14 protein-coding genes are annotated in these 23,127 nt (G+C 53.5%); 7 read left to right on the forward strand and 7 right to left on the reverse strand.

The genetic code is table 11. The annotated features are described in order from the left end of the window. Nucleotides 1-47 precede the first annotated feature (47 nt). From sctQ to sycN, 6 genes are read right to left on the reverse strand one after another with little or no spacing between them, the layout of a single operon-like run. Nucleotides 48-1,013: a type III secretion system cytoplasmic ring protein SctQ gene (gene sctQ, locus WNM05_RS09885; RefSeq protein ID WP_434634601.1), complete on the reverse strand. Its 966-nt coding sequence runs from the start codon at nt 1,011-1,013 to the stop codon at nt 48-50. Next, entirely contained in the window at nt 991-1,473 is a 483-nt protein-coding gene (locus WNM05_RS09890; protein WP_434634603.1) for a hypothetical protein, read from the reverse strand. The genes sctQ and WNM05_RS09890 overlap by 23 nt, the downstream gene beginning before the upstream one ends. A 2-nt stretch (nt 1,474-1,475) precedes the next feature. Further along, nucleotides 1,476-1,856, reverse strand: a complete 381-nt coding sequence (locus tag WNM05_RS09895) for a hypothetical protein (RefSeq protein WP_043596233.1) — start codon at nt 1,854-1,856, stop codon at nt 1,476-1,478. After that, nucleotides 1,838-3,172 (reverse strand): EscN/YscN/HrcN family type III secretion system ATPase, encoded by a 1,335-nt coding sequence (locus WNM05_RS09900; RefSeq protein WP_434634605.1) that lies wholly within the window; start codon nt 3,170-3,172, stop codon nt 1,838-1,840. The genes WNM05_RS09895 and WNM05_RS09900 overlap by 19 nt, the downstream gene beginning before the upstream one ends. A gap of 1 nt (nt 3,173) precedes the next feature. Beyond that, a complete protein-coding gene (locus WNM05_RS09905) occupies nt 3,174-5,225 on the reverse strand; it encodes an EscV/YscV/HrcV family type III secretion system export apparatus protein (RefSeq protein ID WP_434634607.1) in 2,052 nt (683 codons plus the stop codon). Further along, a complete protein-coding gene (sycN, locus tag WNM05_RS09910; RefSeq protein WP_434634608.1) occupies nt 5,225-5,590 on the reverse strand; it encodes a type III secretion chaperone SycN in 366 nt (121 codons plus the stop codon). Before sycN ends, WNM05_RS09905 begins: the two co-directional genes overlap by 1 nt. A 210-nt stretch (nt 5,591-5,800) precedes the next feature. On the opposite strand from sycN, the gene WNM05_RS09915 reads away from it, so the two are divergent. Next, nucleotides 5,801-8,560, forward strand: coding sequence for a two component system sensor kinase (locus WNM05_RS09915; protein ID WP_434634610.1), 2,760 nt, complete (start codon nt 5,801-5,803; stop codon nt 8,558-8,560). 300 nt (nt 8,561-8,860) lie between these two features. Here WNM05_RS09915 and WNM05_RS09920 read toward each other — a convergent pair whose 3' ends face one another. Then, the gene (locus tag WNM05_RS09920; protein WP_434634612.1) at nt 8,861-9,514 is read right to left on the reverse strand and encodes a two component system response regulator; all 654 of its coding nucleotides are present in this window, start codon (nt 9,512-9,514) and stop codon (nt 8,861-8,863) included. Nucleotides 9,515-9,737: 223 nt separating this feature from the next. Here WNM05_RS09920 and WNM05_RS09925 point away from each other — a divergent pair, with 223 nt between their 5' ends. The 6 genes from WNM05_RS09925 to WNM05_RS09950 all read left to right on the forward strand — a co-directional run bounded on the left by WNM05_RS09925 (nt 9,738) and on the right by WNM05_RS09950 (nt 23,120). Then, nucleotides 9,738-10,127 carry a hypothetical protein gene (locus tag WNM05_RS09925; RefSeq protein ID WP_011136145.1) on the forward strand — a complete coding sequence of 130 codons (390 nt, stop codon included), beginning with the start codon at nt 9,738-9,740 and terminating at the stop codon, nt 10,125-10,127. After that, on the forward strand, nt 10,124-11,611 hold the full coding sequence (locus WNM05_RS09930) for an EscC/YscC/HrcC family type III secretion system outer membrane ring protein (RefSeq protein WP_011136144.1): 1,488 nt from the start codon (nt 10,124-10,126) through the stop codon (nt 11,609-11,611). Before WNM05_RS09925 ends, WNM05_RS09930 begins: the two co-directional genes overlap by 4 nt. 12 nt (nt 11,612-11,623) lie before the next feature. Then, entirely contained in the window at nt 11,624-12,853 is a 1,230-nt protein-coding gene (gene sctD / locus WNM05_RS09935; RefSeq protein ID WP_434634614.1) for a type III secretion system inner membrane ring subunit SctD, read from the forward strand. Nucleotides 12,854-12,874: 21 nt separating this feature from the next. Further along, complete coding sequence (locus WNM05_RS09940; protein WP_434634617.1) at nt 12,875-13,096, forward strand: EscE/YscE/SsaE family type III secretion system needle protein co-chaperone; 222 nt, start codon at nt 12,875-12,877, stop codon at nt 13,094-13,096. Between the two features lie 53 nt (nt 13,097-13,149). After that, on the forward strand, nt 13,150-13,956 hold the full coding sequence (gene sctL / locus WNM05_RS09945) for a type III secretion system stator protein SctL (RefSeq protein ID WP_434634619.1): 807 nt from the start codon (nt 13,150-13,152) through the stop codon (nt 13,954-13,956). A 137-nt stretch (nt 13,957-14,093) separates the two neighbouring features. Beyond that, a complete protein-coding gene (locus tag WNM05_RS09950; RefSeq protein WP_434634621.1) occupies nt 14,094-23,120 on the forward strand; it encodes a hypothetical protein in 9,027 nt (3,008 codons plus the stop codon). The last annotated feature ends 7 nt before the right edge of the window (nt 23,121-23,127 follow it).

Raw genomic sequence — 23,127 nt, forward strand, 5'->3', positions numbered from 1 at the left:
TTCAATTGTGATCGCCAGCCTCCCATCGGGTAGATACCTGAACCGTCTCAGCACAGGTGTTCGATCCGTACCGCCAGGCAAGAGTCGATGTCCAGCAAGGTGCCGCGGGCAATAGGACGGCCGCCGGCCTTCAACGTGACCAGGCCGTCGCTGCTGACCGCGCTGGAGAGCAGGGTGCCGGGTTGGAGGTTGCCCAGCTGGTGCAAGGGGAGTTCCATCTTCGCCACTTCCACGGTGACGGTGATCATGGCGTCGCCCAGGGCCTGCTCTTCCGCTGGGCTGAGGGTCGGGGTGATATCCATCCAGTCTTCAAAATCGCTCATCAGAGTCTCCACGGTGAAAATACCGGTTTCGCCGTCCTGCACCAGGCTGGCGATCGGCTGTCGATTGAATAGTCCGAATTTCCCGGCCGCGACGTCGAAGCTGTAGCGCAGCAGCAGCGCATCGCCGACGACCAGCTTGCGAACGGAGGCCATTTCCACCATGCTCCAGCCCGCGATCAGCGAAACGCCTGCTGTAATGGCCGTCTCCGTTTCATCCATTTCCATTGGATAGGCCTGTTCGGCAAGGGCGTCCAGCCAGGACTGGGGGGCGTCCCGCACCAATAGATCAAGCTGTCGTTCACCCCGCAGAATCCTCAGCCGCCAACCCATGCCCGCATCGATGGGTTCCGGTTCCAAGCGCGTGGCCTGCGGCCAAGGCAGACCCTGGTCGTCCAGGCCGCTGCCTGCGTCGGCAAGGGTCCAGACGGCGAGCAATTCGCGCAAATCGGGCGGGGCCATGTCCGAGGAGGGGAGGGACAGCATGGGCTCTACCCATTGCAGCCATTGGGCCTCAGCCATCCATAGCCTTACCGGCTGGTCATCCAACTGGGCGATCAGGCTCAGTCCTGGGCCAGCCTCGCGGTGGTTGAAGGACAGGATCAGGCTGCCGTCGGTGGAATCCAGCCGCCGGCCATGGCCGACCTTGCTCAACAGCAGGCCGGTTTCCTTACTTAAGCGGGGAATTGGCATCTATCACCTCTATCTGCACGGGGCGATCGAACTGCTGGCTCAACATGCATTCCAGTTCGGATGCGCTGCCGAAGGCGTGACGGCATGCTTGCAGATCGAGCGAACGCAGCTTGATCAGCAACTCGATACCATGACATTCGGCCTCCAGTTCCAGGCCGGCCAGCGGGCCATTGGTCAGCCGCAATCGCAGATGGTCCAATTTATTAGCCGCGGCCTGTGGCAATGGTTGTTCCTGCGCGGATGTAGATTGACTCGCAGATAGGCGCGGGTCCGCGGTGGACGTTACAAAATCGATCCAGGCGCCGGCGTTAGGCCGTTGACGCTGAGGGTCGGGTTGTGTTTCCGCAGCCGCCATCAGGGCGGCGAAATGTTTTTCGTCATGCTCGTCGGACGGGCCATGATGCGTGTTGTCGTCCATCTGGCTGGCGTAGCGGCGCAGATGCAAGGGGAAGATATCCATGTTCACTCCATCAAAAGCTTGAATTTTTCCTGGTCCAGCAGGGCCTGGCGCAACAACTGCCGCTGCTCCGCCTTGGCAATTTGCAGATCGGCGCATTGCTTGTCAGTCGCCGCCACTTGCTCGAGAAGGCATTGATCCAGGTGGTAGTAGTCGGCCAGCTGGGACTTGAACGACTGCCATTCCTGCTGATCGAGCACTTGCTCGGCGGCGCCGCAATTGCGCCATTGGCGCCAGAGCTGCTGCCGTTCTTGCAACAGCTGCTGCTTATGGCCGTTCAGATCGGCTTCCCGCTGTTCCAGTTTGGCGATGGCCGCCCGGATGCCGCGTTCGCGCCTTTGTTTGAGAGACAGCAGAGTGGCCAAGGTCAGTCGACTGTCTGCCATAGTTGTTCCAGTGTTTCTGCAAAGTCGTTCTTTTCGGTGACGGATTGGCAAAGGAATTGCCGGATCGCGTCCTTGCGTTCCAGCGCCTCGTCCGCCTCTGCATCCTGGCCAGGTTGGTACTCACCCACCCGGACCAATAGCTCGATTTCCTTGTACGCGGCCATCAGCCGGCGTAATTTCCCGGCTTGCTGGCGATGCTCGGCGCTGACGATCTGGCCCATGATCCGGCTGACGCTGGCGCCGATATCGATGGCCGGGTAGTGGTTGGCCTCGGCCAGCTTGCGCGACAGCACGATGTGGCCATCCAGGATGGAGCGGACTTCATCCGCGACCGGCTCGTTGAGATTGTCGCCCTCGACCAGAACGGTGTAGATGCCGGTGATGCTGCCGGTTTCAGCCGGACCGGCCCGTTCCAGCAGGCGGGGCAGGCGGGCGAAGAAGCTTGGAGGATAGCCGCCGGCGGCTGCGGGCTCTCCCGCGGCCAGGCCGATCTCGCGCGAGGCGCGGGCAAAACGGGTCAGGGAGTCCATCATTAACAGTACGTTCTTACCCTGGTCGCGGAAATGCTCGGCGATGGCGGTGGCGGTGTAGGCGGCTTTCAGCCGTTCCAGCGCCGGACGGTCCGATGTCGACACCACTACGATGGAGCGGGACCGAGCCTCCTCCGACAAGGTATGTTCGAGGAATTCACGCACCTCACGGCCCCGTTCGCCAATCAGCGCCAGCACGATGACGTCGGCAAGGCTGCCGTCGCAGATCATGCCCAGCAACGTGCTCTTGCCGCCGCCCGCCGCGGCGAAGATGCCGATGCGCTGACCCATGCCGCAAGTCAGCAAGCCATCGATGGCCCTGACGCCCAGCGGCAGCGGCGTGTCTATCAATTGCCGGGTCAGCGGATTGGGCGCGGGTCCGTCCAGGCTGCGCAGCTCGCTGTCGGCGGGAAGCTCGTCGCCATCCAGCGGACGGCCGAGTCCGTCGACGACCCGCCCCAGCAGGAAATCGCCCAGGCGCAACTGGTGTGGGCTGCCGGAAGGCCTGACCCGGCTGCCGATGGTGACGCCCAGCGGTTCTTTGAATGGCGATAGCATCACGTGGTCTCCAGTGACGGCGACCACTTCGGCCTCGATGCCGGAAGGTTCCAGCCGGCATAACTCCGACAGGCTGGCGCCGGGCAGCGAGGCTTTCAGCAGGGTGGGGCCAATTTCCGTGACCCGGCCGAACAGTTCGATGCCGGAGCCTTGCCCAGGCGGCGCCGGGGCCAGGACCAGTCGTTCCCGCAGCGTGTTTTCGATGAGACGGATGTCTGGAAGCCGCATTCTAATACTCCCCGATCAGATCGATATTGCCGACCACGCGCAATTCCGCTTCTTCGCCGATTTCCTGAAACGACAACACGTGCAAGTTGAAGAATTCTCTCTCTACCACCTTGCGCAGGAATCGCCGCACGTCGATCGCCGTGATCAGCACCTGATTGCGTTTCTCCGCGTCGCCGACGGCCTCGCGGATGCAGCTCATGATGGCCTGGTTATGCTCAGGATCCAGCGCCGAGTAGGAGCCCGCCGAAGTCTGCCGTATCGCTTCGCGCACCATGCCTTCTATGGTGTCGCCTATCATCCAGCCGCTGATCCAGGGTTGTCCGGCGCGGTAACGCGTGACGATGTGCCGGCGCAGGCCCATGCGGACGTATTCCAGCAACATGACCGGGTCTTTTTCCCGCGGCGCCCATTCGATCAAGGCCTCGAACACGCTGCGCAGATCGCGGATGGACACGCCTTCCGCCACCAGGCGCTGCAGCACGTCGGCGATGCGGCCGATGGGCAGCTGGCGTTGCACTTCCTTGATCAGCTCGGCGTATTTCGACTCCATCGCATCCATCAGGAAGCGGGTTTCCTGCACACCGACGAATTCGGCGGCGTAGCGGTCGATGATGATGGACAGGCAATGAACGATCCGGTCTTCATCCTGATGCAGCTGGACGCCGATGGCGGACAAGGCTTCTTTTTGCGCCGGGCTCTGCCACTGCAGGCTCAGATTGCCGAAAGGCAGCTTGTCGGTCTGCTCGGATTGCGGCAGCTTGGGCGAGGCGATGTCGGCCAGCAATAGCCGCTCGGGCAGCGAAACCGTCAACACCGGTTCTTGGTACAGCAGAATCTGCAATGTGCCGGCAGCCAGCGAAGCGTCCTTCTGCAGCTGGATTTCCGGGAGTGGAATGCCCAACTGCTCGAACTTGCCGTGCCGGAAGGTGTCTAGCAGCGCCGGCAGGCGGCTGGAACGGATAAGGTCAGGCGACAGGCGCATCATCAGCGGCGTGGCGCCGGGCGACATATTGGCGGTCTCGCCGCCGGCATCGGCTCCAGATTCGGAGGAGGGCGAGCCCGTGGAGTCGCTCCTGGCGGCACGCTTGCACTTTTTCACCCACCATGCGGCGGCGCTGACCATCGCGGCGAGAAGGATGAAGTAGATGGCTGGGAAGCCGGGAATCAGCGCGAAAACCAGCAGCACCGACGCGGCCAGCAGCAGGGCCTGCGGCTGTTTGCCGATCTGGTCGGTCAAATCGCTGGCCAGGTTCAGCCTTTGCTCGCCCGGCACCCGGGTCACGATGGTGCCGGCGGTAATGGAAATCAGCAGCGCCGGTATCTGGCCGATCAAACCATCGCCGATCGACAGGATGGCATAGGTGGACAGGGCCGCGCTCGCGCTCATGCCATGCATCATTACGCCGATGGCGGTGCCGCCCAGGATGTTCACCAGGATGATGATGATGCCGGCGATGGCGTCGCCCTTGACGAATTTCATCGCACCATCCATCGCGCCGTACAGCTGGCTTTCCTTTTGCACCAGTCCGCGCAGGCGGCGCGCCTCGTTGGCGTCTATGACCCCGGCGCGCATGTCGCCGTCTATGCTCATCTGCTTGCCGGGCATGGCGTCCAGCGAGAAGCGGGCGCTGACCTCCGCCACCCGTTCCGAACCCTTGGTGATGACGATGAATTGCACCACGGTGATGATGACGAATACGATCAAGCCCACGCCGAGGTTTCCTCCCACCGCGAAACTGCCGAAGGTGTAGACAATTTCACCGGCATCGGCCTGCAGCAGGATCAGCCGGGTGGTGCTGATGGTCAGCGCCAAGCGGTACAGGGTGGTGATCAGCAATACCGAGGGGAAGGCTGAAAATTCCAGCGGCTCCCGGATGTACAGCGACATCATCAGCAGGATGACGGCGATCATCAGATTGAGCGCAATCATGAAGTCCACCAGGCCGGTAGGCAATGGAATGATCATCATGAACACGGCTACCAGCAGCATGACCGCCAGGACGATATCCTGCCGCCCGGCCGCCATCATCAGGAAGGATTTGATCCGGTTCATCAGCCTTCTCCAGCCGTAGCTTCGAGCAGGCGCCGCATGGTTTGCACACAGGAGAGCCAATGGTTGGTTTCACTGCCTGCGGAGGGAGCGCAACTCAGTACCAGCTGATCGCGCAGAATATAGGCACGCAATGGCGTGCCCTGGGTTCTGGCCGGTTGGCAGGATGCCAGCAAGCGTTTCAAGGCTTCACTCTGGTGAACATGTTCGATGCTCCGGGCCAACGACAGCAGGACCCGGCCGTCCAGGTATTCGATGTATAGCCGGAACGGTGGCATGGAGAACTCCATCCGCGGTTCGACACGGGGCGTGGGCAGCTCGGACAGCTGAAGAAACTGTTCCAGCCGCCGTGCGGTTTGTAATTCCATCAGGCTTCTCTGAGGTGGTGGTGGGTGGGCTCGGCCGGAAGTCCGGCATCGTGTGCTAAGCGGCAAAGGCGCCAGGCTCGGGCTATGATCTAAAAATGCTCGGAGTGGGACTATCGGGTGAATACCTGAAGGAGTAGACGTACCGTATGATTTAACTATGCAAAAGGGATGGGGCGCCCCTTGCGCATCGGTTTCAGGATTATTTGGATTATGAAAAAATTATGGGAAACCGCTCTGACCTGGCGTCTAGTCATCACGCTTGGCTGTGTCATCATCATTTTTTGGCTTTCCTCGGAATGCATTGTTTTTTATTCGCGTTATATCAGCACGCAAAGCATTATCCGCAATGAGCTTTCATTGGAACTCAGCGCTTCGGTAAATGAAGAGAGCAACCATTATGAACAGGCTGAGCGGCGCATTCATACCCTATCTACTTTATGGGCATCGATGAAAAGTGGAGCGGATCTTGACGTCGCCGTCGAACGAACGGTATTCGTGCCATTTTCTGGGGCAAAGCCCGATCCGCAACAGCTGAAAAAAGCAATGCAGATTGTGGAGATATTCGGCGATGAGAACGGAAGTGATCACGAATCGACTTTCGTAATGTTGCCGAAGCAAGGGTTTGTTTTCTTTAATCCAAACTCTATGTCCGATGTCTATTTGCAGAAAAGGATGCATATACTTAGCCAGCTTGCCAATACGCCCGGTACGCATGGTTTTCACTGGGGTAGGCCCTTTTGGGATGTTACTAATAAATTATATGTTTCCGTTGCCGAAATTCAGCCTGACACCGGAGTGATGATAGGCAAGAATGTTGAAGTCTGGCGGATGCCCATGCCGAATCATGAGTTGAGAAACGATATTTCTTTTGCGATGTTGACCTATGATGGAGAATGGCTGCCTATAGCGACGACGGATAAAGCGATTCCTTTCGAAGATTTTCCTGCCGCCCATTTCCCATCTTGCAATGAAGACGTCTCTGTCCGGATTGATGATTTTTACTATGTATGCAAGCCCTTTAAGGGGCCTCCATGGAGCATGGTCGCCAGATATCCACAGCGTGCAGTGGCAAGCAAGTCTTTGGACCTGCTACTTGGAACCTTGCCATCAACCGTCATAATGCTATTTATGCTGCTGGTCATTACGTTTTTGGTGCTTAAGCTACAAGTGGGCAGTCCTTTGCAGCGGATTATTGCGGTGATAGATCGTTTCAAGTTGTTGAACTTAGATTACCGTCTGCCAGACAACCGCCAGGATGAATTGGGTCGCATAGCCAAGGCTTACAATAAGCTGTTGGCCACGATTCGGTCCCACTATCGGACACTGGAAGCACGTGTGCATAAGCGCACCCAAGAGTTGGACGAGGCCAGAAAAATAGCAGAGCTGATGAGCCGGCGTAAGAGTGAGCATATTGCCAGCATCAGTCATGAAATACGCACACCACTGAATGGGGTGGTGGGCGCATTGAGCTTGTTGCAGCGCAGTACACTCACATTGCAGCAAAGAGAGCTCATCGATACTGCGCGGTTTTCCACGGATTATCTACTGATCATAATTAATGACTTGCTGGACTTTTCCCATATCGAAGCGGGCCAGCTGGAGTTGTCATACGAATCCGTATCTGTTTTGCAGGTACTGGATCAGGTCATGTTGACCATTCATTTGCGGGCCCAAGAAAAAGATTTGGCGCTAAGAGTTTTGGTAACGGATGAGGTTCCGGCTGAAATGGCTATGGATCGCATGCGGGTGCAGCAAATTCTAATCAATCTGCTAGGCAATGCGGTCAAGTTTACCGAGAGCGGGCACATTAGCGTGCTGGTTGCGCGCAAGGGAGACATGCTGGCGATCTCCATTGAGGATACGGGCCCAGGCATTGCGGAAGACAAGCAACTGGATATTTTTCGACCATTTGTTCAGGTTCATATGCATAATGGTGGCAATGGATTGGGTCTGACCATCGCCTCTCGGCTATCCAATCTGATGGGCGGGGAAATTTTGTTGCAGAGCGAACTAGGGACGGGGTCTTGTTTTACTTTGATGTTGCCGTTGAATGGTCCGCTTAATACGCTTGGAAAGTTCTCCGGCCCTTTCATTGCGCCAAAGGCTTTGCATCCGCAATTACGCATGTGGGGAATGGATCCGCAGGAAGGAGAGGATTCGCGCCTGAAGTCGCCCTCTCTGGGATATTTGCCGGGGCGTTTATGGCGGAGTTTGCAGGCCATTATCCATAATGAGGAGCTGGTTGAAGATGCCTCAGCGCCGCTCTCCTTGTGCCCGTGGTCGTTGAAGGTATTGTTGGTGGACGATGTCAGCGTCAATCGCGATATTGTCGGCCGGATGTTGCTCGAGCTGGGACACAAGGTGGAAACGGCTGCTTCCGGCCGGGAGGCGTTGGAGCATGGGAGGCAGGCTGTCTACGATCTGGTGCTGATGGACGTGCGCATGCCGGATATGGATGGTTATGAGACGACGCGGCGCTGGCGCGACTCGGACGCCGATGTTCTGGATGCCGAGGTTCCCATCATCGCGCTGACAGCCAATGCGATATCCGGAGAGGGGGAGAGGGCCAAAGCGGCGGGAATGAGTGGTTATTTGCCCAAGCCCCTGAGTTTGGAGCAGTTGATGGCGGCGATTGAGCTGGCGGTATCCTTGCAACTGGCCCGAGGCGCTGAATTGATGCCGAATACCCAGTTGCAAAAACCGATGCTGGAACTGGTGGATAACAAGCTTCGCGAGGAGTTGGGCGCGACCCTTCTGTTGTTTGGCGAACGCATCGGCAAGGCATGGGAAGCGCGAGAATCACAGGAGCTGTTGGAAGCGCTCCATGCGTTGAAGGGGTGCGCGGGCCTGGCTGGGATGGAAAGCGTGCATCTGGTTTGCGAACGGCTGGAGGGGGGAATCATGAAAGATGCTTGGCCAAGTCGGCAAGAGATAGACGGGTTGCGAGAATTGCTAAGAGTCGATGGTTGAGGCTCCTGCAATGACAACATCTGTGCGTGTTGCATCACAACTGAATGCCCGCAATGGCGCATCGATTTCATGAACTTGGGCGGCGCTCATTCTCGGGTCCGCTTCACCGCTTTGGGGGGATGATTTCCTGTGATCCGGCCTTGAGCCAGCGAGCCTGCGCATTCGCTTTGAACGTCGGCTCGATACGCATTATGCGTTGTTGAAGCTGGCTTGTTCCCTGATTTTCTCACGGTTTGTTGATGAATTCTGTTAGCGACTCTTAGCCTTCTTTCTTCCAGCTTTCGGTAGCGAACCACTGAGCTAGTGTATGCCGAGCCGTATTGCCCAGTTGGTTAGCTCTACCGCATTGTGGGCATCCAGTTTGCGCATCAGGTTCAGCCGGTGGGTTTCCACTGTCTTGATGGTGATCTTCAGATTCTCGGCAATATCCCGGTTGCGCATTCCTTGGGCGATAAGCTTCAGTACCTGGCTTTCCCGCATGGTCAGCCGGGTTGGCCCTTCTACGTTGCGGGTTTCGGTGATTTGCTCCAGATCGAGGGACGGGTCGAGGAAAGTACGACCCTGGGATGTGATCTGCAATGCTGCCAACAAAATTTGTTGCGGACTTTTCTTCAGCACATAAGCGAGCGCCCCAGCCTCCAGCGCTGCCCGCGCCCTATGTTCGGCGCTGTCGGCGGTGATCACGATGATGGCCAGCTCCGGCCAGCGTTGTCTCAATTGGCGAATGACATCGATGCCATCCATGCCCGGCAACCCCAAGTCCAGCAGCACCAAGTCCGGCTTCAGCTGCAGACAGGCGGAATAGACTTCCAGGCCATTACTGATTTCCCCGACCACATGATAGGCCGGCGATGCCGACAACAGGTTTTTGATGCCACTGCTCAGCAAGGAATGGTCTTCTACCAACAGTACCCGCTGTACGACGGCACTTGGGGAATGTCCGGCTGGAGTCATTGAGGCTACCCATTTGACGTTTCTGATTTTTAGGAATTTTCTTAAATTCAGAGTAATGACTCTGTATCGTTTCCGTCAAGTTTCGCAAACAGGCAAGCACAAGCGCGGGCAGGGAAGGCGTGGGTGGGGCACGTCGCCATGTGGGGTTTCAGGTCATCACCTGATAAATCTCCGCTGACGATCTTCGCACAATGTCAGCCTTCCCCAACGTAATCGAGACGCGATGAAACTTCCTGACTCTTTGGCCGCATTGGAATGGGTTTGCGTGCTCTCGCCCCGCAGTGATCGCTGGCTCCTGGATCTGGCAGGCGTCCCCGCTTGGGGATGGTCCTATCCGCAAGGAATCACGTTGGCTATTGAAATCGAACTGGAGGTCTTGGATGACGCCTGGCTCCAGCGCGTTTGTCTATGGCTGGCGTCGATACGCACCAATCTGGATGATGGCTTATTGCTCGAGCGCGGCAAACTGTATCTGGTCCGCCGTCATGAGCATGGTCTCAGTGCCGTCGAGTGGGAAGCCACATTGAATCAGCAACTGGCCGTGGTGGCCTGGCTGGTCAAGCATGCTTCTTCGGTTTCATCCATTGGCTCGGCAGCTGGGAGGCGGGTATGAGAGCATCGAAATGGCTTGGCCCTGGCTTGGTCGCATTGACTTGCGCACAGGCGTTCGCAGCTATCCCATGGCAGAGTAGCGCGCCATTTTTCCTGTCCACTCGCGGCAGCAAGCTGGCGGATGTGCTGCGCGATCTGGGCGCCAATTACAGCGTCCCGGTGGTGGTAAGCAAGCAGGTCGACGAGCCCTTTATCGGCGCGATCCGCAGCATGCCGCCGGAACAGGCGCTGGATCAGCTGGCGCGCCTGCATAAGCTGGCATGGTATTACGACGGGCAAGCCATCTACGTTTACAAAGCGCAAGAAGTGAGCAGCCAGCTGATCACCCCCGCCTATCTGCAGGTGAGCACTTTGATCAGCCAATTGCAGGGCAGCGGCATTCTGGACCGGCGCTATTGCCGGGTGCGCGCGGTGCCGGCGTCCAACGCGATGGAGGTGCATGGCGTGCCGATTTGCCTCAACCGGGTGGAACAGCTGGCCAAGCGCATCGATGAGCAGAAGCTCAATCACGAACAAAACCAGGAAATCATCCAGCTGTTCCCGTTGAAATACGCTACCGCGGCGGATGGCAGCTACAGCTATCGCGGCCAACAGGTGGCGGTGCCGGGGGTGGTGAGCGTGCTGAAGGACATGGCGCAGGGCCGCACGCTGCCATTGAAGGAAAACCAAGGCCAGCAGCCGCCGACCGACCGCAGCTTGCCGATGTTCTCGGCGGATCCGCGCCAGAACGCGGTCATTGTGCGTGATCGCAAAATCAATATGCCGCTATATGCCAGTTTGATTGAGCAGTTTGACCGCAAACCGGCGCTGATTGAGGTGTCGGTGATGATCATCGATGTCAATTCCCAAGATTTGAGCGCGTTGGGCATCGATTGGTCGGCATCGGCCAGCATCGGCGGCAACGGCATCAGTTTCAACAGTGCTGGTCAGCAAGGCTCGGACAATTTCTCCACCGTGATTTCCAACACCGGTGGCTTCATGGTCAAGCTCAATGCGCTGCAACAGAAGGCCAAGGCGCAGATCCTGTCCCGTCCTTCTGTCGTGACGCTGGATAACACCCAGGCGGTGCTGGACCGCAACATCACGTTCTACACCAAGCTGTTGGCGGAAAAAGTCGCCAAATTGGAATCCATCTCCACCGGTTCTCTGCTACGGGTCACACCACGGCTGGTTGATGAAGGCGGCCAGCGCAACGTGATGTTGACGCTGGTGATTCAGGATGGCCGCCAGGCCGGCACGGTCAGCCAGCATGAGCCGCTGCCGCAGACGCTGAATGCTGAAGTGTCCACCCAGACACTGCTGAAAGCCGGTCAAAGCTTGCTGTTGGGCGGGTTTGTCCAGGACGAGCATAGCGAGGGCGAGAGCAAGATTCCGTTGCTGGGCGATATCCCGCTGATAGGCAAATTGTTCCGCTCCACCCAGAAAAATAGCCGCAGCACCGTTCGCCTGTTCCTGATCAAGGCCGAACCCGCGGTTCAGTCCTAAGGCGCAGTGAAAATGGAATATTTGTTCAAGCTGAAGTGGCTGAACGGCCCGCTGGCGGGGCGGGAATTGGAATTGCCTGCCGGTGAGCTCCGCTTGGGCGGCGACGACCCGGATATCGCGCTGGCGCTGGAAGAGGGGGCCGCGACCGTGCTGACCGTGACGCCGGAAGGCGTGACGATGGCGCCGCCGGTCCCAGTGTGGGTAGAGGGTTTGCCGTGGGATGCTGGCCAGGCGCTGCCGTTGGGGCAGGCGATAGACCTGGCCGGACAGGGGCTGGTGCTGGCCGAAGCGGAAGCGGATGCGGCTTTGGCGATGTTGACGCTGCCGTCCCGACGGCTGCCTGAAGTCGCCACGACCAAGCCCGCGGCCCGCCCCTGGCGTTTGGCCGGCGGCATCGTGCTGATTTGCGCCGCATTGGCGACAGCGGTGCTGCTGTGGCCCAAGCCGGTCGAGCCGCCGCCGTTTGATGTGCGGGCTTGGCTGGCGCGGGAAATGGCCGACCCAGGCCTGTCGGGTGTGAAAGCCGAATGGGATGAGCGCGGCGTGGTCCGTTTGAGTGGCTTGTGCGCCTCATCGAAAGCCATCGAGCGGCTGCGGGGCCGGATGCGTGAGCAAGGCTTGAACTTCAGTGACGAGAGCCTGGACGCCGACACCTTGCGCCACCAGGTTCGCCAGGTGCTGGAATTGAACGGCTACCGCGAAGTGGAAGTCAGCGCCGGACCCAAGCCAGATCAAGTTGTTATCCACGGCGCGATCCAGGCCAATGCCGCTTGGCTGCGCGCGAGTACGCAGCTGAGGGCGATATCTGCGCTGAATGGCTGGCGTGTGGTTAATGATCGAGCCGAATTGTTCGGCCGGTTGGTCGATCGGCTGAGTCGCCAGCGTCTGCTGGACGGACTGAGCATCGGCGTGTCCGGCCAGGAATTGCTGATCAGCGGACAGCTGCCTCCTGAGCGCGCCCGCGCGGTAGCGGCGGAGGCAGCGGCCTTCAATGCGGACGGCACGCGGCTGAAAGCCCGTTTCCAGAATATTCCCGCCGCGGCGCCGGCAGCGAATATCTTGCCTGCGGCCATCGTCAGCGTGGGCGGAAACGCCAACTCCATTTATGTGGAACTGGCCAATGGCATGCGTCTGCAGCAAGGCGGCACCTTGCCCAGCGGCTACCGGATTTATGCGCTGAGCCACACCGCGCTGACCCTGATACAGGAGCAGCGGCTGGTTTCCATTCCACTTCATCTGTAAATCGCCAATAAGGAAAAACCGATGGCCCGTATCACTCATCTGGAAGACGCACTGCGGCGGGACGTGCATGGCGCGGTGCGCGATGCGCTGCTCGCCCGGCTGGATGCCGGCGAGGCGCAACTGAAACAACAGCTGAATCAGCCTCATAGCCTGCAACGGCGGCAGGAGATTGCCTTATTGCAAGCCGCCTGCGCACAGGCTGGCCGAGTTATCGCCATCTTGTGGCGAAGATATCACCCCTAACGATGCCTGCCGAAACGGCGGCGACTACCTGCTTACCCAGAATTGGATGCCTCATGACTCCGCTTTTCCTCCCTGTCACGAAACTGCCGGGCAGCGCGCCGGCTGGACCGATTATCCCTGCCAGTTATTTGGCCGACTATATAGAAGCGAGTGAGATAATCGAACAAGCTAGAGAGCAGGCGAAAAGTATTATCCAAGATGGTGAGAAAAAAATCGAAAATTTGTGTGAAATGTATGAAGAAATAAGTGAAGCCGCATGGCAGGATGGGCTGAAAAATCTAGAGCAGCAAGCACCTGCGCTTCGGCAACAAGCGGTTGCCAATGTCGTTGAATGGTTGATTGCCGAGCAGGAACTGGAACATAAGATTATTGAGCGGCTGGAAGGTCAATTGTACGATGTTCTGGTTCAAGTTTTTAAAGAATATTATGGGCAGCAAAGCGAGTCACAGCTGCTGATTAATCTGCTGCGAGAGCGTGTCAGAGCATTGCTGGATAGTGAAGAGGGCGTGTTGTATGTTTGCCCTGAGCAATATGAGGAACTCAAGCAGGGGTTGATTTCTTTCCCTAAGCTGCTTATTGAATCTGACGCCAGCATTATGGCGGGCAAGGCGTTATTGCAGACGCCGTTGGTGATTCTATCATTGAGCTTGAATGAGCAATTTGATTGGGCTATAAGCCGTTTGTTTTCGCATAGTCATGAAATATGGCAAGAGCGCTTGCTTGATTGCAATATCCCACAACAAGGCGAACTCTCTCTTTTTCCTAAAGATTTTATAGAAGCACGCGGCGGTAATTTTATGAGTGTGAGCGCCAGTCGGGGTAGCGCCGCTGAGCCTGTTGTCGATTCTAGTCAAGGATGAATATAGGAACTCTCGCATAAGATGTTTTTGTGGTGCGAGTGAGGTGAGCTGTAAGGGCTTAATCTTTTTCAGAAGATTTTTCAGTAATCTTCTTGTTTATGAATATTTGTCTTTTAATATTGTCTGGAGTGTAAATCATGGTCCAAAATACATCGCGATTGTATCTTACCCAAAACCGTGTAGATGCTAGTTCGTCTGTGGCCACAATTCAGAAAAGTGGTGAAAAAACGCTCGCAGAGAGCCCGTCCGCGCCGCTGATGAATTTGTTTACGGCTATCCAAATGAAATCCGGCCTCGAGTCTGCTGGTCAGGACTGGACTAAAGATGATTTTATCCGCGATCTATATCAGTGCTGCCTTAAACTTATCCCCTCTCTCCCATCCGAGCTTAAGGAAAATGGAAAGCTGAGTGATGGCGAGATGGAAAGGTTATCCACTGGCATGTCCGATGCTGGTGGAGTGTCACAGCATTTGACTAAGTACGAGCTAGGGCGAATAGAGCATGCGATTGAGGAAACCCTTCAGCAAATGGTCAGTAATCAGGAAAACAATTGGATGCCCGAAAATGATGGGAAGCCTGATGAGCTGATCGAACTGGAAGAGAAATACACGCAGGAGTTCCTATCTAATGATCCAGAAATCGAAGGTGGCTTTAAAAGTGAAGAGCTGGCCGTGCTGGAAAGAGAGTTAGTCAAGCTCTTTTCAGAGCAGTCTGTCAAGGAGTCGGCAGCAGATGGGTTGGGGGCAGAGAAATCGGAAGAACTGTATCATCAGGCAGTTAAAAAATTCGATGCCGAGTTCAAGGGCGAGTACTTGGGATGGAAGACGTTTCAGATTAAAGGGCACAGCCCAGAAAGACCAGAGCTAGATAGGGCAGAGTTAAATAGTATAAAGGATGATCTGGGTACCATATACGAGGAATTGCCGGGTGAACTGCAACCTATTGCAAATGAGTTGCAACTACTTCAACAGAGCTTGGTGCAGATGGCGGACTGCTCACAAGCGATATTGGGGAAACAGCAGGATACCGATGAGGCCACCAAAACCCGTCATTCAGTCAGGCAGCTGAATGGCATAATTACCGCCATGAAGGCAGCGGTGATAGGGCTGACGCAGGCAAAAGAGATGCTAATCTCTGCCGAAAACTGGACGGTCGAAACGGCAGAGAAAAGTAATCCGATGGCAGGGAAACTGCTGGAGACGATAAAAGAAATAAAGAGTGTAGCGAAGGTGACTGAGGCGAGGGCCTATGAAGTTTTAAGCCTTCCCGGACCTTCAGGGTTGGATTATCTTAATAAAAAAGAAGATATGAAGGAACTGCAAAATCATTTTGGAAAATCGACGCCACATATTCTGATTGCGAATGGGGTTGCTACGGCAGTTGATTCGCTCGCTGGCATTGTCGGCCAATTAAAGGAAATCGCAAACTATGGTTCGCTTTTGGATAGTGTTGCTGGGAAAATTAAGGCCGAAGAGAAAAGAGACTGTGATAATGTTGCCGTTGTAAGAGCTCTGAACGGAAGCTTGCTTAACACGGATTGGCAAGCAGTAAAAGAGAGGTTAAGTATTGACAAAAATGATCCTTTCTTTAAGCTTGTGGCTCGTGTCGGAGAAAAAGTAGAAAATAAATTCACGCGCGGAATGGATGTGTTACGGTTTGCGCTGGGCGATCCGAAGCCAGCGCCAAAACTGAATAATAACTATTATAAAGCCCCTAACCGAGTTGATGAATTTTTCCAACCTGTAATCGAAGCGATGAGGTTGATTGCAGCAGGGGAAAAATGGCATATCAAATCCCCCCCCCCGGCATTCAATGCTCATGCGGCACCCTATTCTCGGGAACAACAAGGGGACGCTTTGCTCAGAATGCTGAAAGGCGAATTTAACAAAGGCGTGACAAAGGCCCCCTTTTCTGTCGCTGCGCTGGAAATTTTGACAACGACTGAAAAACTCAAGCGAGTCGCGGATGACCTGAAAGCAGCTGTAGAGATGGCGAAAAAAAGTAAAAATTACTTTTCTGATGCGTATCTTGACGCTTGCAAAAAGACGAGCGCGTTTGCACAGGAAGTGAGTCAGTCAGTTGCAATAAATTTGCAGGAAAGCCTTGAACATCTCCCGGTTCCTAAAAATGAGTATGAAAATAAAGAAACACATCAGTTCAAGGAGTCTCTCACATCGGCTGCGGCGATGCTATCCCGTACTGCAGCAGATCTCGAAAAGGCCGCTTCATCAAATAACAAAGCATATCTGTTAAATGCATTGAAAGTAATAGACACAAACAATAAAAATATTAAGGCTAAAATTAAAGACTCGGTAGAGTCGGTTACAGGGCATAAGTTGCACAATTTCGACATAGATGGCCGGTTGGGCAAGGCTATCGGTATGTGGGCATCTGAGCAGGTCGAACAATATTCGAAAGCACACCCTGAGGTTCCACCTGAAATCATCGAGCGGGCGATGGACCATGTGTTTAATGAGAACCTGAAGCAGCGCTTTGGTCGAACTAATGATCCGAATGCTGTTTTGCTGCGTAATCGTGTTGTTCAGGCACTCAATGACACAGAGGATGGCAATTTATCGCTGCCTGATAAAATAACAAAGGAGCTTGAGCGTACCGATACGTTCGGCAAGTACCTGCAGGAATGGGGGCTGAAAAAAATGACTAGTGCGGCTGCGGCCGGAGTCATTGCGTCATCTGTAGATCTTGGATTTAGCTCAATAGACGGCTTGGTGAATCACGTTCTGAATAGAATGATTTCTATTGAAGGGAGAAAAAACCTGGATATACCACGCCCGGCGTGGTTGAAAGCGATGATCGCTCCCGCCACCATCACTCTGGGAATGCGGGCGCTGCAGAACAGTGCCATGCCAAACCAAGGGGAGCCAGTGGAAGCGATCAAGAAGTATCTGAAACGGGAAGTCCCTAAAGCCGTGTTTCGGTTGGTGACCTCTTTCCTTCCTCGGGGAGTGAATCTGGCTATGGCTGCTCCACTGGCCATTTGGGCAATTGCCGATAAAGACCGGATGGAACATCTGAAGAAGCTGGGTGAAAAATTTCCTCGTGAGCTGATATTTTCGGCGGCTTATGTGGCCGCAATTGGATGCCAGAAATGGGATTCCATATCGGCTCCGCAGGCGCGCGCTTATCAAGGGAAGGATGACGCGGTGGAGGAGCAGGTCAGCAAGTCGGCCGATATCCTCCGCCGGGGGCGTGGTGGCCCGGACGGAATGCAGCCCAGTGAGGAAGCGGCTATTGACTGGGCATTGAGTGAGGCATTGCAACAATTGAAGCAGGAAAAAGACATACTGAATAATCTGACTCCGAAGCAGCGTGATCAGATAAGAGGAATGGGTAGAACGCCTGAGGGACTGCAAACTCAATGTGAAGACCAGATCAAGAGAATACACTCCTATATGAAGGGAGGAGAGAACGAAAATCAGCTGGTTATTGTTGGCCCTGCGAAAATGGGACATTCAAAATTTGATGCATGCGTCCAGAGGGGGGATAGCCATCAGCGTATTTTTATTCGGGAAGGCGTAAACGACCTGAACGACCTGACACACGTACTGCGGCATGAGTTGGTCCACTTGGTGGGTACGGAAGAGCAGGAGACCCGACAATTGATGGCGTTGCTGGACAGCCTGCGAACAGGAAGACCTGTTTCATTGGACGAAGATAAAGAGATTAGGGACACGTCGTCCGGGTTAAGTTTTGCGGCCTTACGAGAAAAACAGGAGAAACTCGAGAAAGAAAAACGTATACGTGAGAGGCTCGCACGTCGCGAAGGATGGAAGACTGACCCCGATCATTATACTACTCGCGAACAGAGAAATCGCTCATCCCACAAACCACAACCATCCCGCGCGCCACAAAAAGTAGTAGAGAATAGTTCTTCTAACCCGCCATCTCATCACATCGAACGTCGCGAACCTACATTGACTGATCTGATAAAGGAATATGATGAGGCTCACCCGATAGTGAACGGGAGGCGTAATGTAACAAAGAATCAAGCTAGAAGTTTTTATACTCAGCTTGCCTCTGGATTAAAACGTTCGAGCAGTATGACGGAACGGGAATTAAGTGTTGTTAATGATATTTATCGCAGGGCTTATCCGCATGAGATGAATATAGCGAAGTTAAGCTGGAATGCATTGAGTGAAATTTTAAAAGATAAAGGTGTAAGTAATATTACGCCTGACACCATCGTAGATATTACAGTTAAAAAAATTACAGTTGATGGAACTTTTGGGCCTGAGCAGCCGATGAAGGTCAAGTTATTGGATCTCGCCCGGGGTGCGTATGTCGATAGTATCGGAGATGGCCATGTCGATGTAGTCACGGACCTTCCTCCTAGCATTAAAGGTCTTTTTCATACGACTCCGTATGTCGGCAGGCAGACATTCGATATTACAACAATGCTTAATAGCAGTGTTCAACGCAAATTGTCCGACATGGAGCAGAATGAGTCTGTTGTATTTCGCGAGCAAATCTGGAAAGGAACGGTTAAAAATACACTGCGGCGAATTGGGGAAGAAAAAAACATAAAAGAATTGAAAGATGCGGCAGATTCAAAAATAAAAACAGGGTATTTTACTCTAAAGAATGACGGTAATCCTGTCGAGGTGGTTGGTATTGTTGCTATCCCTAAGGGTAATGGAAAGCAAATACTGGTTAATATCTTGACCGGAAAAACGTTGGAGGTAGAACCAGACAAAGACTATGGTCCAAGAAATAGTGCTAGTGAAGCTAGCATTAAAAATGATGCTGAAGCTCTCAAAGCGTTTCTTTTGCCAAATTTCAACTTGAATAAAAACAAATTCTTTACAGAAACTGATAAAGACGCCTATGCTTTTAGCGCCACTCGTTATGAAGGCCATCTTGTAGGGCACGCATTGATGTCGGGGCAAAGTGAGGCTCCAACCTTTTACCGTGGCAAATTTGAAATTCATTCGGTGGATTCACTAGATCAGTTGGCAGAACAATTTTCAGCTATGGAAATTTCAGATGCTAAAAATAATGCTAATTTCTTGTTTACTACGGAAGGCGAGGTTTGGGCAAAGAGCTTGACTGCACTCGGTAAGAGGTTTGTTAATGGAGTGGCAATGGCTACTCTGCCGGTATCTAACGTGGCGGGTGTCGCTTTTTTGAATATCGGTTTGACTTTGTTGTCTCATGGCTTGAGCGCACTAGAGATAAGCGTCGAGGACGATGACACCAAGAGAGCGCAGCTGAAAACAGACCTTGCATTGGATATCGTACTCTCTCTCCCTGGGGATGCCGGCGATGTTGTGGATGTGATCAATCGTTTCAAGGGGATGAAGCAAGCCATCACGCTGGGTGGCGGGCAAGGATCTTGGCATAATACCCGACCTCCTCTGGGGGTACAGGGTAACCCACCTGTTCCCCCTACCATCGGTCGTCAGCAGTACGGTCAGAAGTTGGACATCAAACCAACTCCAGAGAATGGACGCGGCCAGTGGGACCAGCAGCACGGCACGCTGCCGGTGCTTGACAGCAGAATGGGCGTGAACGGCGTTGACCTGAACGGCGTCGACATCGTGCGCTCCGGACCCAACCAAGGGACTTACTTGAAAGACGGGAAGACTTACATTCAGCAGGACGACATCGTCTATGAGTTGCGCTGGGACGATAGCGATTCTACCTGGCGGATACAGAAACCCGGTGTCGAAAACGGCACGCCGGTGCACTACGACGCGGATACCGGCAGCTGGCGCCCCGGTGGTCAGAAGGCGGGTATCGTTGGAGATAATAATTCGACCGGGCGGCATGGCACGCTGCCGGTGCTTGACAGCACAATGGGCGTGAACGACGTTGACCTGAACGGCGTCGACATCGTGCGCTCCGGACCCAACCAAGGGACTTACTTGAAAGACGGGAAGACTTACATTCAGCAGGACGACATCGTCTATGAGTTGCGCTGGGACGATAGCGATTCTACCTGGCGGATACAGAAACCCGATGGCGGATACGGCACGCCGGTGCACTACGACGCGGATACCGGCAGCTGGGGCCCCGGTGGTACAGTTCCGCCGCAAGTCCTTAACTCTGGAAATCGGGCCGGTAGTTCGGGGCAGGTAACAGGCCCGAGGAAGAGGCCTCAAGAACTGGACTCTGTGATTACGGATCTTAAAGGCAACGCCGTACTGAAGACTTACATGGATACGCCAGCTGATCGGTGTCGAGATGTCACTAAGATAGCGTATCACAGAGCCAAGGCTCAAGGGCATGATCCAGAGATTGTGCAGTTGGTGAGTTGGAATGGAAGAATAGAAGATCCAGAGAATCATTTTGTGATAAGAATAAAGGTTAATGACGAATTTTATATCATTGATCCGTCGATCACTCAATTTAATAGACTAAAAGAGAAATTAGGAAGCGAAATTGGGGGCGGTGTGGAAATGGTTGACGGCAAGATGTTTGTTGGGCCTGAGTCTGAGTGGAAAAAATTGATGCTATCCAATTACGAAACAAGACTGCTGAAGATGCAGGTTACAAAAAATGATGACTTGCTGACGAATGCCACTAAAGTAGCAGGTGGGCCCTCTGCTGTTGTGGGCGAAGTGATAAATCAACCTCCATGGGTTGGTGAATTGATGAGTACTCAAAAAAGTGCACAGATTTATAAAAGTGAAATCCGAACAAGCCCATCTACCATTGGCGATACTGCGCTAAGGGGAAAGATAGATAGTTGGAAGCCGGAAAAATTCGATTTTTTATTAAAACCAAAGCTGAAGGATGTCAATGCATTGGGGCTAAGAAATAAGGCTCGATTGGAGTCAGCGCTTGGGCTGAATCGAACACTATTAAGTAAACCACCACATTCTCAAGATTTGTCCAGGCTGGTCGATATGCAAAATGCTTTAGGTGGTGAAGCGTTTTTAAGAAAATCACCAGAAGCCAAAATGGATGATTACAAGCACTTAGCTGCGGCCATACATGCGGAGTTGATCAGCAAAACAGAGTCTGGTGCTTATAAACATAGTCTCGAGATGCGTGAGAAATTGGCTGTGTGGTGGGTGGAGGTAAAAACCTCAGAACGTACGTTTGGATATAAATTAAACAATTTTACCGACCCCTATAAAAGCACTCAAGCGGTTGAGGATTCTGTGGGGCTTAGACCATCTGTCTCAGGCGTGGTGAATGGCCAGGCAGGGAGAATTGAATACGATCTTAATGAGCAAGGACTGTATGAGCGAAGAGCTCAAGTTTTTGAAAGGGTTGAAAATAGACAAGGGGCAGAAGTGCGCCTAACAACTAGCGAGACTAATGGTATAGTTGTTAATAATCAGGTCATGGATGCGTTGAATAAAAATCCTAACGGCAAAGTTTATGTATTGACAGGCACTCATGGAAGTCCAAATGGAGTGCGTGATCGTGAGTTGAATGCAGAAATGCGTTTCACCATAGAGGATACACAAAATCTTCCTCCTGCCGTGAGAGACCGGGTTGTTGTTGTTGATTTGGCTCACTCGACTGATGCGTATGTACAAGATCTTCTCAAAAATGCAGTAAAAGGCGATACTATCATCGGCGGGTTTTGCTTCAGCAGGAATGACAATGTAATAAGAAGGGCGCTGGGGTTAGAAATTAAACCTTCTCATATTCCAAAGTACCCGGAGCAGAGCAAGGCATGGCTGTCTAATGTACCTGCTAATCAATACGGGCCTACTTGGGGAACTACGGTTAGACCTGGAGGGGCGGGTAGTGCACCTGTGACAGCTTCTACCTTGCCGGCTGGCACGACTGATGAGTATTTTGAGATGCCTGGCAATGTTAACCTTGACTCAGGAAAACGATATGTTTTCCAGATCGGTGATACGGGGGGAAGGAACTGGACATTGTTTGATGATTATGCGAAAAGCTCCATGGCGAAGCATGGAATTCCCCAGGAAAATGTCTTTGGTGAGCTATCTGCCACTCGGCCAACAAGTCTTTTAAATCCTCCGCAAAGCAATACTCTGTCTCAGCTAACGCTGAATGACAGATTGGATATTCCTGTTCATGGAAGCATTACGGGGCCATCCGATCCGGGAGACCTAGGGGTTGGTCGACCACAGCATTTCAGTCCGAAACAACTTGCTGAAAAACTGCAGAGTTATGGTCTGAAGCAAGTTGGCGTTCTGCGTATTGATTCTTGCAATGTAGGGGATGGAGATTATCTTGTAAGGTTGAAGAAAGAGCTGGATAAATTAAATATTAAGGTTGGTTATCTTAGTGCGCCAAATGGCTATTTGCAAGCAACGCACTTGCCATTTTTGCATATAAGGCCGGTTTGGCAAACAAAATTCTGGAACCCATGGAATGTGGTCGAAGGCAATGCGAAGGTGGATTTTAAGGGAACAAAATATAGCGCCAATCCCAGTGGGCGAATAAATGAAAATGCCAGTACAAGCGCAATGGAAGCCAAGATAGACTTTGGTACGCTTAATTATTCTGAGAAAGTTGGGTATTTGACGCAGAGTGCAATGAATACGACTACGGGTCAAACGCTGATCACAGCGCATGGAAGAATAGGCGCTTGGAAAATTATACGTGCTTGCGTACTTAATAATTTGTCTAAGGATCAATCTGCGGAAGGCATGGATGAAGAGGCAATGATGGCGGGGGTATTAAGCAGTTTGAATGAGATTGATAAGCCTGCACCCACTATGGTTCCTGGTGGAGAGTATCGGAGTAAGCCAGGTGATACCTTTTATAAAGTGAGAGGTGAATTTAAGAAAGAAAATCCTAATGCTAGTGCTTATGATATGGCACAGTTTACTTTGCTTAATATGGGGATTCTTAGCGATCATCCCGATGAGGTTCCGGCTGGAACAGTGTTTAAAATTCCACCGTTAACACAGCAACCGCAGCAGAGCCAAGGTGTTTCCGAGATTCAAGACGCGGACCAGGACAAGATATCAGGTAAGCCTGCTCTCACTATGGTTCCTGGTGGAGAGTATCGGAGTAAGCCGGGTGATAACTTTTATACAGTGAGAAATGAATTTAAGAAAGAAAACCCTAATGCTAGCAATGATGACATAGTGCGATTTCAATTGGATAATGCGGAGATTGGTAGAAAATATGGCAGCAAGGAGGTACCGGTTGGAACAGTGTTTAAACTCCCACCGTTAACACAGCAACCGCAGTCGAGCCGGAGCTAGGCGAAAG

The sequence above is a fragment of the Chromobacterium sp. CV08 genome, from assembly GCF_051129845.1.
Classification (GTDB): Bacteria; Pseudomonadota; Gammaproteobacteria; order Burkholderiales; family Chromobacteriaceae; genus Chromobacterium.